9 protein-coding genes are annotated in these 15,738 nt (G+C 64.8%); 5 read left to right on the top strand and 4 right to left on the bottom strand.

Annotated features, from left to right (window positions below):
• Window positions 1-57: 57 nt before the first annotated feature.
• The 3 genes from AC3A4T_RS09000 to AC3A4T_RS09010 all read right to left on the bottom strand — a co-directional run bounded on the left by AC3A4T_RS09000 (window position 58) and on the right by AC3A4T_RS09010 (window position 6,699).
• Window positions 58-996, bottom strand: a complete 939-nt coding sequence (locus AC3A4T_RS09000) for a TauD/TfdA family dioxygenase (protein WP_487675069.1) — start codon at window positions 994-996, stop codon at window positions 58-60.
• 216 nt (window positions 997-1,212) lie between these two features.
• Window positions 1,213-2,892, bottom strand: coding sequence for an ABC transporter ATP-binding protein (locus AC3A4T_RS09005; RefSeq protein WP_487675070.1), 1,680 nt, complete (start codon window positions 2,890-2,892; stop codon window positions 1,213-1,215).
• Window positions 2,893-4,815: 1,923 nt separating this feature from the next.
• The gene (locus AC3A4T_RS09010; RefSeq protein ID WP_487675071.1) at window positions 4,816-6,699 is read right to left on the bottom strand and encodes a glycoside hydrolase family 9 protein; all 1,884 of its coding nucleotides are present in this window, start codon (window positions 6,697-6,699) and stop codon (window positions 4,816-4,818) included.
• 124 nt (window positions 6,700-6,823) lie between these two features.
• Between AC3A4T_RS09010 and AC3A4T_RS09015 the strand changes: the two genes are divergently transcribed.
• The 5 genes from AC3A4T_RS09015 (at window position 6,824) to AC3A4T_RS09035 (ending at window position 14,270) form a co-directional block, all read left to right on the top strand.
• Window positions 6,824-8,080, top strand: coding sequence for an ROK family transcriptional regulator (locus tag AC3A4T_RS09015; protein ID WP_487675072.1), 1,257 nt, complete (start codon window positions 6,824-6,826; stop codon window positions 8,078-8,080).
• A gap of 62 nt (window positions 8,081-8,142) precedes the next feature.
• The gene (locus AC3A4T_RS09020) at window positions 8,143-9,117 is read left to right on the top strand and encodes a carbohydrate kinase family protein (protein ID WP_487675073.1); all 975 of its coding nucleotides are present in this window, start codon (window positions 8,143-8,145) and stop codon (window positions 9,115-9,117) included.
• A 15-nt stretch (window positions 9,118-9,132) separates the two neighbouring features.
• Window positions 9,133-10,380, top strand: a complete 1,248-nt coding sequence (locus tag AC3A4T_RS09025) for an MFS transporter (protein ID WP_487675074.1) — start codon at window positions 9,133-9,135, stop codon at window positions 10,378-10,380.
• Window positions 10,381-10,447: 67 nt separating this feature from the next.
• On the top strand, window positions 10,448-13,147 hold the full coding sequence (locus AC3A4T_RS09030; protein ID WP_487675075.1) for a TonB-dependent receptor: 2,700 nt from the start codon (window positions 10,448-10,450) through the stop codon (window positions 13,145-13,147).
• 160 nt (window positions 13,148-13,307) lie between these two features.
• Complete coding sequence (locus AC3A4T_RS09035) at window positions 13,308-14,270, top strand: JmjC domain-containing protein (RefSeq protein ID WP_487675076.1); 963 nt, start codon at window positions 13,308-13,310, stop codon at window positions 14,268-14,270.
• 121 nt (window positions 14,271-14,391) lie between these two features.
• Here the strand turns inward: AC3A4T_RS09035 and AC3A4T_RS09040 are convergent, their stop codons facing one another.
• Window positions 14,392-15,693 carry a thioesterase domain-containing protein gene (locus AC3A4T_RS09040; protein ID WP_487675077.1) on the bottom strand — a complete coding sequence of 434 codons (1,302 nt, stop codon included), beginning with the start codon at window positions 15,691-15,693 and terminating at the stop codon, window positions 14,392-14,394.
• Window positions 15,694-15,738: the final 45 nt, after the last annotated feature.

Raw genomic sequence — 15,738 nt, forward strand, 5'->3', positions numbered from 1 at the left:
TGCTCGGCCCACGCATGGGCCGGGAAGCGTCCGCACTGCCTGACTGGCGGTTAGCGGCTAGCCAGGCAGATGGCTGGAATAGGGATTGCTGAGGGTGACGGCGATTTTTCGCGGACCGCTGAACGTGCGCCGGCCATGCGCGAACTGCATGTTGTCCAGCAGCAGCACGTCGCCTTGTTCCCAGGCCACGTCGTACGCCTGCTGGTTCAGGCCTTGGCGCACGGCCTGCAAAACCTCAGGAGCCAATTCGGCGCCGTCGCCGAAGAACGACTGCCGCGGCAGGCGATCGGCCCCGAACATGTCGATCATCGATTGCGCGGTGTCCGCGCCCAACGACGAGACATGAAACAAATGCGCCTGATTGAAGAACAGTTTTTCCCCGGTGACCGGATGCGTGGCCACGCCCTGGCAGATCTGCCCGGTGCGCAGGGTTTCCTCGTCGAGCCACTCATGCTCGATCCCGGCGTTGTTGCAAAACCGCGCCACTTCATTCTTATCGCTGGTCTGGAACACCGTTTCCCACGGCAGGTCCACGTACGGCCGGTAGTGGCGCACGTACTTCACCCGACGCTGTTCGAACTCGTCCATCATCGCGCCGCCGATCGCCCGAGTCGCGCTGCGCATCGAGGCGATCGGCGTGGCGCCGCCGACGCTCGCCGGCTGCAGGCAGCAGAACGCCACCAGCATCGGCCAGTCGCGCTGATAAGCGTTTTCGCAATGCAGGGGAATTTCTTGCGTCTGCGGGAATTCCGTCGCCGTGAACACGCCGGCGCCCAATGAGGTACGCGGGGTCGAGCGATAGGTGTAATTGAGTCTGGCGTTGCCGACCTGATCCGCCACCGCGCTGAACTTCTCCACGCTGTCGACCGCGAAACCGCGGAACAGCAGCGCGCCGTGTTCGAGCAGCTCTTCCTTGATCTCGACCGCATGCTCGGCCAGGACCGCGGACAGATCGGGATTCGTATTAGCGGGCGCGACCAGAAGCGGAGCGGGCACGTCGCTATCCAATCGCTTTTTCTTCATTTCCATATGCCTGCAGGGAATGGGGTGTATAGGGACGCCGGGACACTGCGCTCGTGCTGGCGGGCTCCGGCTCGGATTGCTGTGCGGCGTCCGTCTCCAGTCGCGGGGAGCACAGCGAACGGGATTCGGGATACGTCATGCCATCGGCGAAAAAGTGGAACATGGCGAACAGGGAAGCGCGGGCGGAACTCAACCGGCTTCCAGCGATTCGACCTCGACAGGTTGCTGAAACTGGCGCTGCACCAGGCGCGCGTAATACGGATGGCTGGCGATCAACTCGGCATGGTTGCCCGTGCCGGAGATCCGGCCGTTGTCGAGGAAACAGATGCGATCGGCGTGCATCACCGTGGACAGGCGATGAGCGACGATGATGTTGGTGCGGTCCTGCATCAGTTTTTCCAGCGCCAGCTTGACCTGGTGCTCGGTCTCGCTGTCGAGGTTGGAAGTCGCCTCGTCGAGAATCAGGATGTCCGGATCGCGCAGGAACATGCGTGCGATGGCGATGCGCTGGCGCTGGCCGCCGGACAGGTTGTTGCCCTGTTCGATCAACACGGTGTCCAGGCCTTGCGGCATGTGATCGATGAAGTCCAGCGCGCCGGCGCGCTCGGCCGCGGAGCGCACGTCGGCGTCGGAGAAATTGCCGGACAGGCCGTAGACGATGTTCTCGCGCACGGTGCCGGGCATGACCGGCGCGCTCTGCGCGACATAGCCGATGCCGCCGCGCCACTCGGGCAACGGATAGTCGCCGATGGGGCGGCCGTCATACAGAATTTCGCCCTCGCTGGGCTCGTAGAAGCGTTCGATCAACGACAACACCGTGGTCTTGCCGCTGCCGCTGGCGCCGACGAGAGCCGTGGTCGTGCCCGGTTCGAAACGCAGATCGATGCCGTTGAGCACGATCCGGTCGCGGCCGCCGTAAGCGAAGGACACGTTGCGGAATTCGAGAACGCCGCCGGGCTTGCGCGGCGCGGGCTGCGGCGTGGACGCTTCCTCGGCCTCGGCGAAGATCCCCGCGATGCGCACCGAGGCGCCCTTGGCCTTCTGCAGTTCGGCGGTGAAGTTGGTCAACTGGCCCAGCGGATTGACGACGTTGAAGATATAGAGAATGAAGGCGGTGAGCGTGCCGATGCTGATCTCGCCGGCGGCCACGCGGGCGGCGCCGTAAACCAGGATGATGATGATCGCCAGCGTCATCGCCAGGCCCATCAATGGCTCCAGCACCACGCTGATGCGCGCGGTCTTCAAGCCCAGGCGCTTGAGGTCTTCGATCTCCTCGACGCTGCGCCGGCGCTCGTGCGCCTCGGCGGTGAACGCCTTGACCAGGCGGATCTCCTGGAAAATATGGGTAAGAATGCCGCTCATCCGCGCGACGCGGTCCTGAGTGCGGCGCGACAGGCCGTCGAGCAGGAACGCGATCGGGATCATGACCACGAACGCGGCCACGACCGAGCCGAGCAGGGTGAGCGTCAGCGGCACGTCCAGCATCAGCAGTACCACGACCGATCCGCCGAGCAGCAGCACGCCGGTGACCAGATTGATGGTCTGCTTGGTGATCAACTCGGAAATCGCTTCGCAGTCGCGCACCACGCGACTGACGCGCTCGCCGCTGCTTTCGCTGTCGAACGAGGCCACCGGCAGGCGCAACAGCTTCTCGACCAGCGCCACGCGCAGCGCCGCCACGACTTGATAGCCGACGCGCGCGAGCATGTACGCGGACAGCGCGCCGGCGGCGGCGCCGCCCGTGAGTACCGCGGCGACCAGCGCGACTTGGCGCAGATCGATGCCGCCGCCGTTGAACTGATCGATCAGATGCTTGGTCTGGATCGGAAACCACAGCGAGCCTGCGACCGAACCCAAGGCCGCGAGCACGGCGACCGCGAACGTCGCGACCGAAGGACGGCCGCGACGAATGAGTTGCCATAAATGGTTTCGATTTTTCTGCGCTTCGCTCACTGGCCACCCTTGGTCGCGGAACGGGGCGAACGGTAGCAAGGCCGCGCAGTATCGAGTGTGTTGCGATGCACGTATTGCGGTAAATGCCGTGCTTAATCATTTTCCGGAAGCACGAGTGAAATAGATGCGTAACATGCATGACAAGAATCACGAAGACGCGATGATGAGGCCGGTCGAAACGTGGCAATCGCGGTTTTCGCACAAGGCGACGCATGCGGATGAGAAGCGCATAACATCGCAACCATCGCGCGCGTCACAGTCGTGACAGACATCGCGACCGCGACAACGACGATTCCGGAAAGTTCCTCGCTGTCAATGCCGATCGACTTCATTCAGTGTCCAGTCGGTCTGTCGTTGCGGCATCGGCCGTCGCGAGATGCAACGGACGACATGCGTCGCGGCTTGACGATAGCGATGAAATCGTGGGCTCGATGCTGGCTATCCAGTTCACGGCGATAGCATCCAGCGCCGTCGCAGCGAGCGCGACTGACTTAGAGTCCCGGATTCGCGCGTCTCGATTGCAAGGCCTTCGCCATCTGCGTGCTGCGGCGCGCCGGTCGCAGAAAAAATTTGCGCTGGATCGCTTCTACGAGTTGGGCCGCCGTGCAAGTGCGATCCGTGCCAGTGCCCACGAGAGGTTGCGGTCACGCGTCACGGTTGCGGGCCTGATTCGGTGATTAAGGGGCTGAAAGATCCGCAGACAAGCGGCGCAAAAAATTTCGATAGTTTCGATCGCGGGAATCGCGCGAAATTCAACGGCAACCAACGCAACAAATAGCGCCGCCATATCTCGCCGATGTTTCTTACCGGAAATCCCAGCACACTTAAACGCACTTAATAACGCCACGAATCAATTCCATTCCCGCGGCGCATGCTCGGCTGTCTTTCCGGCCGGTTCGATAATGCGGATCTGCCGACAATGCGTCGACGATAATATCCGCTCTACGAGATAGGTCTGACAGTAGAGCAGGGCGGCATCGCACGCACAGGGCGAATGGATTGCCGCCGGATTTTTCCCGCGCTTTGCTTGTTCGCATCGGCGGCGGACGGCGCTGAAATCGCCAACGAGAGCGGCAGCATCGGGAAATCGCCCAGGCATCGAAGCCGCTTGCGGTGCGGCCAGCAACGCACGCCCTCGACCAGGCTGGAGTTGGGCGTCACGGATTGAACACCAATCGACATATCCAGATTTCGAGCAATGGCGCCGGCACAACGCCAGGAAGCACGACGAAACCGAGTTCGGAGCACGCGCGCCATCGGGTGCACGCAGCTTGCAAGTAGTTTGCTCCGATTGCCGATCAGGCGGCTGCATATCCGCAGAACGCCCGGAACGGCAGCAACGCAACAATTCGAAGCCAACGCGGGCGGAATTGCTCGACACGCCGAAATAGCAGGAGCGCCAATCGAAGCAGCAGGAGCTGCGGCCGCCCCCAGCGGCATGCTCCTGCCAAATAACATAATATACATTATGCGAAGTTATGGATATTGGAGCTGTGTGTCTCACCCATTGCGTTTCCCCCAGGTTTTCCTGGGCTTACCTCAACCAAGGAGACTCCGTAACGAAGCGCGCTTGGCTCAAGTCCTCCGGCGCAATGCGGCGGCGAAAGCCGCCAGGAATCAGCAACCGATCAAGGTGGTCGTGATCGAGTTGGCTGAGCTCAGGATCGACGGCCGGGCTGCCGGTTGACCGAATGTGTCCGCCGCGGACAGCCATGCCCGCGTCGAGTTTTCTGGCCGCGTACGCGCCCGCTAGCCTGGCGACGATCGTTCACGCACGGCCCCCGTGGAGTCGCCTTTGGACCGCGCCACGCCAGCGCGGCCTTCAACGCCGCAAACCACTCACCGTGTTTCGTCATCCGTCATCGCCATGACCGCGAACAGCATCCAGGTCGTGTGAGGAATCCATTGCTCCACCCAGCGCCATTGCTCCGAATCCGGGCCGGGCGCGAAGCTGATGCCGGCGCCGGTGTCGCTGCCCACCGCGCCGGTGATGCCGTTGGAGATGCCGCCCACGAACATTTCGCCGGCGCTTTCCAGCACGGTCGGCGGGTTGTTCTGGCCGAAACCGTAGAGCATGCAGATCCCGTACGGGTTGCGGCCCAGGGTCCAGTCGAGCTGGCTTTGCGCGTAAGCGGCGCGGTCGGCGGACAGGCCGTAGCCGGCGGTGCCGTGGTCCGCCAGCTTGCGGCCACCGATGACCATGGCCGCGCTGAGCGAGGCCAAACGGGCGCTTTCGCCTTGCCACCAGTAGCCGGTTTCGTTGCGATGCGGAATGAAGAAGCCTTCGAGTGCCTCTCCCGCGGCCTTGCCGTCCTGCGTGAGCTGGAAGCGCTGGCGGGCGTAGCCATACGGGTTGGCGACCGCGTTGGTGATGTTCAACTCGTGCGCCAGCGCCGAGCCGATCGCGGCCAGCGCACGCTGACGAGGCCCCTGCTCCGGTTCGATATCGACATAAGCCGAGAGACTGATCACCGGCAAGCCCGCCTCAGCCGCGTGGTAGTACGGGCGGCGGCCGCCGTCGCTGATGAAACCGCCGTCGGCCTGCTGCCGTGCGATCAGACTGGCGGCGCGCTCGCGTGCATCGGCGAGGTAGCGCGACTGGCCGGTGGCGTTGTGCAGTTCCACCAGCGCCATCAAGGCGGTGTAATCGTCGATAATGTTTTCCTTGCCGTCGGCGCCGTACTGCGCGTTGAATTTACGCAGATGCGCATAGGCGCGCTCGGCATCGGCCAGGTATTGGGCACCGTCGAATTCGCCATGACGGCCGGCTTGCCTGGCCAACATCGAGGCCCGCGCGAGCGCCGCGATGGCCATGCCGCCGCCGGCGCGGAATGCCGAGCGGTACAGCGTCGTATAGGTTCCCGCCGCGCCTTCGTAGCCGGTGACCATGCGCTCGGCGCCCGGCGTGCCCCATTGGTCGAACACCGTGGTGTAGAAGTAGCCCTCCGCATCGAGCGTGCGATGCAGATAGTCCGCGCCCCAGAACGCTTCGTCCTCGACCTGCGTCTGCAGGCCGTGCGCGGCGAACAAGGCCTTGCGCGTGTGCGCGCCGTAGGCCAGCACCCAGGCCGCCATCGAGGCCTGCTGCGGATTGAAATAGTTGGCGTAACCCAGGTGCGACAGGTATTTGCCCTTGTCGCCGCCGGCGTCCTGCCAGCCTCCCCAGACGTTCGCCCTGAGCGAAGTCTTGAAGATCGGCACGTCGCGATCGGCGGCGTCGGTATGGCGGCTGCGCTTGAAGTAGCCCAGCAGTTGCGCGCCGGTGGTGGCGAAGACGGCGTTGTCGCGCACCAACACTGGGGCCGATACCGCACGCTGCTTGCCGATGCGCACTTCTACTTCGTACTTGCCGACTTGCTCGGCATCGGAAAAGTCGACGCTGAAATAGCGCTTGCCCGGGGCCCATTCGGCGAACGGCTGCAGCGGTCGCAGATCGCCGTGCTTGATCGGCTTGCCGTCGCGCAGCACGGTGTAACTGCCCTGCCCGGCCTCGCCTGCGTATTCGACGACGGCGCGCTTCGGCCCCTGTCGTTCCAGTGCTACCTGGTTGATCTGCACCAGCAGCGGCTGTTTGGGCAGGCTCACCGACACCGTGGTCTTCGGTTTCGTCGTCGCCTCGTCGGTCGACGCGGCGGCGGCGAGCTGCGGCAGGCCGGACAAGGCCATCGCCAGCGCGGCCAGCATCTGAAGTCCAGTCTTGCGCGAATACGGCAAAGGGGTCATCGGCACGGTTCCGGATAGACTAGGCCTCGAAACTTAGCCATGTAGCCGGCCGCCGTCAATAAATACTTCACACGGATGTATTAATAATGCGACGGCACCACTCCCCTACGCACAACCGATTTCAATGCCTATGAACAGTGGCCGCGGCGCCACCCAGCAGTCCAGCGCCCCCTACAACCGCCGCCTCGTGCTGGATTTCATCCGCCAGCACGGCGCGGCCTCGCGCAAGGACATCCAGGAAAAGGTCTCGCTAAGCCCGCAGACGGTCGCCAACATCACCAATGAGCTCGAATCCATTGGCTTGATCGTCTCGCGCCGGCAAAAGGATCTGAAAACCCGCGGCCAGCCGCCGATCGCCTTCGAGATCAATCCCGACGCCGGCCAATCGATCGGCATCAGCCTGGAACCGGGCCGCGCCTCGGGCGCGCTGGTCAACCTGGTGGGGCAGATCGATGCTCGTTGCGAGGTGCAGTTGCAAGGCTGCGATCGCCCGCAGCTGCTGGCCGGCCTGCTGGAACTGGTGGCCAAGCTGCGCCGCCAGGCCAATGCCCGGCTGTGGGGCATCGGCGTGGCCCTGCCCGGCCCGCTCGGCGACACCGAACTGAGTTTCGTCGGCCCCACCGCGCTGGAGGGCTGGAAGGACCTGTCCATCCTTGACCAGTTGCAGGAAGCCACCGGCCTGCCGCTGTTCCACAGCGTCGACAGCGTGGCCGGCGCGCTGGGCGAGACCTTGTACGGGGTCGCCAGGCATCTGGACACCTTCTTTTATCTGCACTTGAGCATGGGCCTGGGCGGCTCGTTGATCGTCGGCCGCAACAACTACCGCGGCGCCGACGGCAACGCCACCGAGATCGGCCACGTGCCGGTCGTCCCGGGCGGCACGCCGTGTTATTGCGGTAATCAGGGCTGCCTGGAGCGTTACCTGTCGCTGCATTCGCTGGCCGAGGCGCTGGGCCTGGACGACGCACAGATCCATACCCCGGATCTGCTGGAACGCCTCGACGACGCCAACGATCAAGCCCTGCGGCAGTGGTGCCAGCAAGCCTCCCAGCGGCTGCGCGACGCCATCTGCATGATCGAGAACCTGCTCGACCCGCAGACTGTCGTCATCGGCGGCTCGGCGCCGCAGAAGCTGGTGCAGCGCCTGGTCGATCTGGCCCAGCCGTGGCACCGCTCGGTGCGCGGCCGCCCTGCCCCGGAATTGCCGCGGGTGATGATTTCCGAGCGCGAGGAAGACTGTCTGCTGCTAGGCGCCGCGGTGTTGCCGATCCACGAACTGCTCTCGCCGCGCCTGGAAGGCGTACAGAAGGACGACCTCGCCGAACTGCAGGCGGCGGAGTTGCTGGGTCACCGCCCGTTCGTCGGCGGGCGTCGCATTTAATTAAACTTCCACTGGATATTTTTATTGACGCGGCCGAATCGGGGTGACTATAGTCGGCCCCCATGAAGCTCGATCAGCCTCAACTAGGCACACCCCAATTCAGCATCGTCGGCGACGTCAGCGTGGACCTGGTCCTGGGCACGCTGGACGGCTGGCCCAAGATCGGCACCGAACAACTGCTGCCCCGCAGCGAGTTGCGCGCCGGCGGTTCGGCGGCCAACTCCGCCCTCGCCGCCCGCCACCTCGGCCTGAGCCCGCATCTGATCGGCGCGATCGGTAACGACGATCTGGCGCAGTGGTTGCTGCTGCAGCTGGCCGGCATCCGGGTCGAACTGCAGACCTGCGCCAGCGACACCACCCTATCGGTCGGGCTGCTGCATGCCGACGGCGAGCGCACCTTCTTCACCAGTTACGGGCATCTGCAGCATCTGACACGAGAGTTCGTGCTCAAGCACCTGCCGCCGGCATCGCCCGGCAGCGTCGCTCTGTTCACCGCGCCGTTTCTGCTGCCGGGCCTGCGCGAAGAGTTCAGCCAGTTGCTGGCGCAGGCCTCATCCATGGGCTATCAGGTCGCGCTGGATACCGGCTGGCCGCCGGAAGGCTGGACGCCGCAGGTGCATCGGGAGGTCGAAGGCTGGCTGGCCCAGTGCGACCATCTGCTGGTCAACGAGTTGGAGGCGAAGAGCATCGCCAACAGCCACGACGAGCGCGAGGACCTGGAGCTCGCCGTGCAACGCGTCGCCCGCCTGCTCAAGCCCGGCGCGCATCTGATCGTCAAACTCGGCGCTGCCGGCGCACTCGGTCACGTCGACGGCCGCAGCATCCGCTACGCGACGCAGGCGGTAGCGGACATCTTCGACACCGTGGGCGCGGGCGACAGCTTCAACACCGGCTATCTCGCCGCGCGTCTCAATCAGGCCAGCCTGCGCGACGCGCTCGCCGCCGGTTGCCGCACCGCCACCGCGATCCTGCCGCGCTTCCCGCGCAAGCGCATCGCCGCCGGCGAACTCGCTCATTGCCTGCAGCCGCAATCCTGACCCGGAGGCACGACCATGAAGCACAGGCCGATGATCGTCAGTTACATCCTCCTGATCTGGTTCGCGATCTCTTTCATCACCAATCTGATCGGGCCGCTGATGCCCATCGCCATCCAGGATTTCAAGCTCAGCCTGACCATGGCCGGCTTCATGCCGTTCTCGTTCTTCCTTGCTTACGGTTTGATCTCGATCCCGGGCGGCATCCTGATTGAAGTGCGCGGCACCCGCTTCACTTTGTTTACCGCGTTCGCGCTGAATTTCATCGGCGCGCTCGCGATCGCGGTGATGCCCGGTTACGTCTCGGTCGTGGCCGGCTTGTTCGTCATCGGCCTGGGGATGGCGCTGCTGCAAGTGGTGATCAACCCGCTGATGCGTGTGGCCGCGGGCGAGCAGCACTTCGCCTTCTTCTCGGTCATGGCGCAGTTGGTGTTCGGCCTGGCCTCGTTCCTCAGCCCGCTGGCGTTCCGGTTCTACATGCAGCGTCCTGGCGTGGAAGGACAGCCGCTGGCGTGGCTGACGTTCTACTGGTTCTTCAGCGCCGCGTTCGTGCTGCTGGCGCTGCTCAACTACAAGCTGCCGTTGCCGGCGGCGGCATTGAAGGACGACGAGCGCGCGGGCAGTCGCGAGGCCTATCGCAGCCTGCTGCGACGCGTCGACGTGCGCCTGTATTTTCTCGCCATCGTCGCTTATGTCGGCACTGAGCAGTCGCTCGCCAACTGGATGTCGCAGTTCCTGCACAGCTACCACGGCATGTCGGCCACCGAACAAGGCGCCATCGCCGTCAGCCGCTTCTGGGGCCTGATGTCGCTGGGCTGTCTGGTTGGCCTGGGCTTGCTGAAACTGCTGGATTCGAAGGTGGTGCTGGCGATTTTTTCGACGCTGGCGATCGGTTGCCTCGGCCTGGCGCTGTTCGGCCCCGCGAATATTTCCCTGTTGGCCTTTCCGGCCGCGGGCTTTTTCCTGTCGGTGATGTTCTCGGTGATCTTCTCGCTGGGATTGAACTCGGTCAGCCAGCACCACGGCGCGTTCTCGGGAATCCTGTGCAGCGGCATCCTCGGCGGCGCTGTCGTGCCACTGCTGATCGGCTTCCTCGCCGACTACTGGGGTCTGCGCGCGGGCCTGGCGCTGGTGTTCATTCCCCTGCTCTACATCCTCAGCGTAAGCGCCTGGGCCAGGCCGCTGGTACGCAACCAGACCCTGTATTCCGCCAAACAGCGTTCCGCGAAAAGCACATCCGCCTCGAACACGCCCGCCTCGCCCTGATCGGGCGACGCATCAGCCAACGCGCGGGTCCGCCGGCCCGAGTCGCCGTACAACCAGGAGCCAAGCAATGAAGAAGCATCCCAGCGATGTTCGACCGACCGGTATCGCCGTCGCGGTGGCCGCGGTCTTGATCGGTTGCGCCACCGCGCCGGTCATGGCCCAGTCCGGTGCGGGCGAGCAGGACCAACCGGTCGCGGCTGGGCAGGTCACTGCCGGGCAGGCCAACGCTGGCGAAACCAGAACCACCCTGGAAACCGTGCATGTTTCCGCCACCCGCATCGAATCGGACCTGCTCAAGACACCGGTCACCGTCACCGCCGTCAATCAGGAAGCGCTGACCCGCGAAGGCATCCGCGACGTACGCGGCCTGTCCGGCACGATGCCCAATCTGCAAATCGCCTCCGGCCCGGATTCCGGCGTGCAGGTCAGCATCCGCGGCATCGGCGCCAACAACTTCACCGAGATCGGCGATCCGGCCGTGGGTCTGCACGTGGCCGGCCTGTACTCGCCGCGTCCGCAGGGCGCGCTGGCGCTGATGTTCGACGTCGACCAGGTCGAAGTGTTGCGCGGCCCGCAGGGCACATTGTTCGGCCGCAATTCCACTGGCGGCAGCATCAACATCATTCCGGCCAAGCCGCGCTTCGATTCCACTTTCGGCAGCGCCGAGCTGGACGTGGGCAGCTACAACCTGCGCCAGCTCAACCTGATCCAGAACATCGCGGTCAACGATCGGTTCGCTTTGCGCTTTTCCGCCACCAAGGTCGAGCGCGACGGCTGGATCGATCAGCAGCAGGACTTCACCGACGTCAACATCCCCGAGCGCGGCTTCATCGCCGACGGCATCCCGGACGTGGACCAGCGCCGTAACCGCAAGGTCGGCCGCGACGAGTACTACTACAACCGCGACGAATGGGCCGCGCGCATCGCCGCGCGCTTCGCCTTCACCGACAACGTCGAGTGGCTGCTGGCCTATGAGAAATTCCAGAACTCCGGCGCCGGCCAGGTCGGGCTGAAGGACTGCAAGCAGGCGGCCGGCACCCGCTTCGCCTGCCAGGGCGGCAAGTGGGACGTGAAGATCAACGTGCCGGGCAAGACCGACATGTCGATCGATACGGTGCGCTCCAACCTCAACTGGTTTCTCAGCGACACAAACAGCCTCGAATACAGCGTCGCCTTCGCCACCCAGAAGCGCTCGCAGATCGCCGACGACGATGGTGGCTATCACGAGATCCCGTCGCAGGTCACCGCGACCTTGCCGGTACCGCGCGAGGGCGACTGGGGCGTGTGGCCGGTGCGCGACAACACCTCGATCACTTTGGACTCGAAGTACAAGTCGGTGGTGCACGAACTGCAGTTCAAGCATCAGGGCGAACGGCTGAAGCTGGTGTCGGGCCTGTTCTGGATGCACGAGAAGAACTCGATCGACTATGCGCAAGAGTTGCTGGTGAACGCGCCGTTCGGCTACCCGATCAGCCAGTTCTACCATCAGCCCAATCGCCAGATCGACGCCAAGGCGATCTTCTCGCAGGCGGACTGGCGCTTCGCGCCGACCTGGACCGCGACGATCGGCGCGCGCTACAGCCGCGACAAAAAGACCGACCGCGGCGGCCAGGTGTACGGCGGTTGGGATACCGAATCGACGGCTTATTACAACGGCCTGTACGACCCGGGCACGCCGGGCGAGCCGGGCTTTCGTCCGCACAACGGCCGCGACCTGACTGAACGCATGGGGCCGTTCGGCGGGATCGACGCCTACAAGCTGTGGGGACCGCCGGCCGAGAACGAACACTCCGAATCCTGGCGCAAGGTCACATGGCGCCTGGGCCTGACCAAGGACCTGTCCGACGACGAAATCCTGTTCACCTCGCTGTCGACCGGTTACAAGGCCGGCGGCTTCGGCGACAAGGACGACAAATGCGGCGGCAAAGTCTGCATCGACGGCCCGGCCGGCCCGCAATACACCTTCTTCCCGTACGCGCCGGAAACCGTCACCAACTTCGAAGTCGGCTACAAGGGCCTGCTGCTGGACAAGCGCCTGAGCCTGTCGGTGACCGCCTTCTACAGCCGCTACAAGGACATGCAGGTGACCGGCGATTTCTACGCCGCCAAGGTCCACGTCAACGAACCCTGCCCGGACTGGGATCCGACCTGCGATGTGATCAAGAAGTGGCAGACCGTCAACGTCGGCACGGTGAACATCCCGGGCGTCGAAGTCGAAGTCGATTATCTGGCCACGCCGAACACCCGGATCGGCGGTTTCTTCTCGTACATCAACAGCAAGATCAAGGATTACCCCACCTTCAGCGACGAATGGAACTGCGGCGTGCGCGAAGAGTTCGGCGCCCCGCCCTGCCCGCCGCCGTACAGCGGTTCCGACCCGACTTTGGCGGGTCGCCAGATTTACGACATCACCGGCCACCATCTGCCGATGACGCCGAAATTCACCGCGGGCGTCAACGTGTCGCACACCTTCAAGTTTGGCAATGGCTATGAACTGGTGCCGTGGCTAAGCGTGAAGTGGCAGGACAAGATGTATTTCACCTTGCGCAACCTCGACAACGCGCATGTCTCCGACGCGCAGGAGGCCTATGCGACGGTCGACGCCAGCCTGAGCCTGAAGTCGCCGTCGTTCTGGCGCACCGAGCTGTATGTGCTCAACGCCACCGACAAGATGACCAAGAACTGGGCCGACGACGCCGGCGGCTTCATCCGCGCCTACTGGAACGACCCGCGCACGGTCGGTCTGCGGGTTCGCTTCGACTATTGATCGTTGTTGTCAAAGCCAGGAAACCTCTCTCCCCTTCTTGTCCTGGGGAGAGGGACTTGGCCCTGTTCTCGCCATCGGCCGTCAGTTTCGCGGGTCGCAAATGGCGATCGCGCGCCATCCGTGCAATCCTCCAGGCTTCCCGATGCCGCTTGAGGCAAGCATGAGCACAACGGAATACGCGCGCCTGTTCGAGGGTCTCATCGCCCCTTTGTCGGAACAGGAATTCAAGGCCACGGCATGGCCTGCGGGGCTGCATATTTCGCACGAACCCAAGCCGGGGCTGGCGGCGCTGCTCGCGCAGCCGGAACTGCGCGATATCGAGTCGTTCTGCGCGATCGGCAACGACGGCGGCATCCATATCAACTACACCCGCGAAGAGCGTTTCCGGATCGAGCTCAATGCCGATCCGGCGCACGCCATCGAACAGTTCCATGCCGGCAACACCATCCAGATCCTCGATCTGAAGACCGACGAGATCCGCCGCTGGAACCGCGCCCTGGACGCCGCGCTCGGCCTGATTCCCGGCACTACCCTGGTCAATGCCTTCACCTCGCTGCGCGGCAAGGGCATCCCGTGGCATTGGGATTCGCAGGAGGTGTTCGTGGTCCAGGTCCGTGGCCGCAAGCTGTGGCATGTGGCGCCCAACGATTACGTCGAGTGGCCAACGATCAATGGCATGCCCACGCAGTCGCCATCGCGGGAAATGGCGTTCCAGCTCAAGGACCCCACCCAGCCGATCCTCGAACCCGAACAATGGCGGTCGGTGGAAATGCTGCCCGGCTCGGTGATGTACATGCCGCGCGGCTATTGGCACAAGGTCGAGCAGAATCTGGAAGAGAGCCTGCACCTGGTCCTGCAGGTGCGGCTGCCGTCGTGGCGCGACCTGTTCCGCTTCATGCTCGACAATGCGCCGCCGCTGTACGACCTGGACTGGCGCCGGCCGACCTCGGCGCTGAGTCCGGACAATCTGGCCACGATGGCGCCGCGCGAATTCAAGGAGCGCCTGGAATCGCTGGAGCGTCTGGCCGGCGGCGGCGCGTTGATGGCGATGGCGCAGCAGTTTTCGAGCATCATCGACGGTGGCGGCCTGTACAAGGACATCGCTCCGCAGATGAAGTACTGATCGCGGCTTGAGGCATCGATGCGCCCCTGCCCGTCGGCAGGGTGCTGGCGCGTTACTGTCGCGCCACGGCATCAATGCGCGATCGCACTCGATGAAGGCGCGCCCCGCGGCGCGCCTTGGATCAAGCGCTCAATCCCAGACGATCGGCCAATGTATTGGCATGCTGTCCGCGGATGCCGGTCATGTGATTACCGCCGCCGCGGATCAACTGCACGCGCGGCGCATGCCGCGACCAGCCCGAACGCATCCGCTCGGCTTCCTCGTCGTTGCCGGCGGCATCGAGGTCGGGGTCGGTCATGTAGACCACGCGAAGCACGCCGTCGTAATCGCCCGCGGGCCGATAGTGGGTACGCAGGCAGGCGGCGAACATGCGCAGCGCTCCGAGCATCGAGGCTGGATCCGAGCGCGCCGGCATCAGCCCGACCTCGGCCATGCGCCGATGCACCAGGTGCATCCGCGCCGACGCCGGCAACGGCCGCAGCCTGGCCGCGTCGATGCCCAGCGGCTGGTCAGTGGACAACTGCACCAGCGCGATCCAGCGCAGCAGCACGTCCAGTTCGTCGCACTCGGCCATGGCGGGGTCGGAGGTCGGAGGTCTCGAATCGAGCAGGTCGACGCTTGCGAGGGTCCTGCCCTGCTCGCGCAGCCGCAACGCCACCGCGAACGCGATCCATCCGCCGAAGGAATGGCCGACCAGCCGGATCGGACCCTGCGGCGCCGCCTGCAGCACCTGCGGCAGGATCGATGCCGCGGCGGTTTCCACCGACGTGCATGGCGGCTCGATGCCATCCAGTCCGCGCGGCTGCAGGCCGATCACGCTGGCCTGCGGATGCGCGGCCTGGGCCAGATCCAGCAGGCTGACGATGCTCGCGCCCGCGCCTGGAATGCAGAACACCGGCGCGCGCAAGGGGCCGCCGATCTTGAGCGGAATCGACTGGGTCGCCGCCGGTGGCGTCGGCAGCGGCGGCGCGGCGCGCGTGCCGGCGATCCAGCCGGCGACATCGGGCTCGTCGTGCGCGCAGCGCAGGGTCGGCAGCATCGCCGGCTCCGGCGGGGTCCATGCGTCGCACGCCGCTTGCAGGCGATCGGTCGCCGCATCTGCGTACGCGGGTGACGACTGCGCCGGAAGCGCGGCATCGGGCACCACTGCCACGCAATGCAGCGGCAGATCGCGCCCGAGCATCTCAAGCGCGAGCGCCTGGGCGAAGATGCCGGCGCGATCGCCCAGACCGACCAGCACGCAGGCCGCGTGAACGCCGCGCTCTTGCAGATCGGCGACGAGCGCCTTGGCCATGCCGGGCAAGGTGGTCGCCTCGCCGCGGCCCGGTATCTGGATCGCGACGGCGGCGTCCGTGGACGCGATCGCGATCGGCGGCTCCGCGCGCTCGTGCAGCACGATCATCGTGCCGGTGGTTGCATTCATGCGCTTACCTCGTGGTTCGCGACAGTCGTCGACGCGTCGCCGTCC

It is taken from the genome of Lysobacter sp. Soil_N_51 (assembly GCF_057655755.1).